1 protein-coding gene is annotated in these 1,723 nt (G+C 40.7%); it reads right to left on the bottom strand.

All coding sequences use genetic code 11. The features are described 5' to 3' along the window. Window positions 1-96: 96 nt before the first annotated feature. Window positions 97-1,068, bottom strand: a complete 972-nt coding sequence (locus P0Y67_RS22555; RefSeq protein WP_342393686.1) for a hypothetical protein — start codon at window positions 1,066-1,068, stop codon at window positions 97-99. Between the last annotated feature and the right edge of the window lie 655 nt (window positions 1,069-1,723).

Here is a 1,723-nt window from a genome sequence, read left to right as displayed (position 1 = left end):
AGCCTCCACTTCCCGAACAGGGTCGATCAATATGTGGATCTGTGACTTATGCTGACACAGAACTATGAACACCCTCGTTGGGAATTGATGCGTTTGTTAGGCTAACCACTCACTATCAGGAAAATCTACTCCTGAGATGAAGAGTTTTGACTCTTTTTTATCTACTGATATAAAGTCAGCCTTGTTTGTTAGCCCTCCTAAAGTGCTAGATCTACCCCCCTTAATTTTTCCATGAGCAGTATTAAAAGTAATCGCCTCGCCGATTGAATAAGAGTATCGATCTAAATTCGAGTCATAAAGGCCATCCGCACCTTTGGGATATTGGTTAAATTTCACAACGTTATAATTGGGTTGTAGCAGGCTAACAAATGCCTTTTCAGCATCAGCAACTAATTGTTTATGTTGGTAGTCAAAGTCCAAATCATTGTCGCCGATTTCATCATCTCCTCCGATAGTTGTTATATATAGCGGCTCTAAGCGAAACAGGAAAAGAAATATCTCGTCAGAAACTCTAGCACCGGGGTATCGCTGAGGTTCATTTGATAAAATTGCTTGCCGAGCATGATGGCCTTTTTTTATAAGTCTGTCATAGCTATCACCAACCTTTGCAATACCAATGTATAGCAAGTCGTAGCAAAACAGTTCATCATAATTATTTATTCCAGATATCCCATTGAAGTTCCTAGATCTGAACCAAAGGATATTTTCAGGTGTAAACCTTTCTACAATATAGTTAACACCCTCTTTTTTATGTAAAATCTCTATAGCATCTTCTTTAAGAGAAAGATCAAGCTTTCGCCCATCAAATCTAGCGATAGATTCAAGCTGGGTGATATTTATTTCACCTGAGCTTTTCTGCTTATCACCAATACAAATATTAAAAGATATCGTAAAGCTTTTCTCATCCAACGTAACATTTGTGAATTTAGATTTAGGTTTCCCGCCTATCATATAAAAGTCACTATTTTTCATATGTTCAGCCGCTGGCTGATCCCTAAAATGATGGGCTTCCTGATTGGACATTGGCGGAAAAACCAACTCTAGAAATGTCATCTTTGCTCGATTCATTAATAATCCTTATCTACTGTGCTCCGTAATGCACCAAAGAGCCTAACATTTTATTCAACGATATCATGTCGCATAACTCTGTCGTATAACTATTCTTGATGAAGCCAACCTAAATGATTGATGGATTTATATAATTCATACTTATTTATATAAATCCATCAGTAAGTTATACGACATCTTATCATGTATCCTACCCAAATCACTTAGGCTACCCAATTGATGTTATGGACTTTTTTATGATTCATGACCGACCGCAAAAATCACACTCACTGCATGGATTCCCGCCTGTCGCGGAATTGACGGGTTGAAAATGTACATTGATGGCACTCACACAGGGAAAAAGTCAGGACGAATTTTTAGGTTGTCGGCGCCGGGAGCGCCTACAACCGTCCCGGACAGCGTCAAAGAATAAAAAGGGCTTTCTGGGCACTCTTTATCGGGCTAAAGAGTGCCTGGCGCGCATTCATGAATGCCAAGTAAGCCACCGAACTCAAGCGCGACATACTCACCCAGCCGCAAAAAATGAATTCGCCGCATGGATTCCCGCCTGTCGCGAAAATGACGGATTGAAAATGTATATTGATGGCACTCCCACAGGGAAAAATTCAGGACGAATTTTTAGGTTGTCGGCGCCGGGAGCGCCTACAACCGGCCC

Source organism: Photobacterium sp. SP02, from assembly GCF_038519165.1.
Classification (GTDB): Bacteria; Pseudomonadota; Gammaproteobacteria; order Enterobacterales; family Vibrionaceae; genus Photobacterium; species Photobacterium halotolerans.
The sequence above is the reverse complement of the archived record's forward strand: the minus strand, read 5'-3'. Positions and strand labels throughout refer to the sequence as shown.

Bases quoted from the DNA above. Each gene is read 5' to 3' on its own strand.
- P0Y67_RS22555 (WP_342393686.1), bottom strand. From the start codon at position 1,068: ATGAATCGAGCAAAGATGACATTTCTAGAGTTGGTTTTTCCGCCAATG.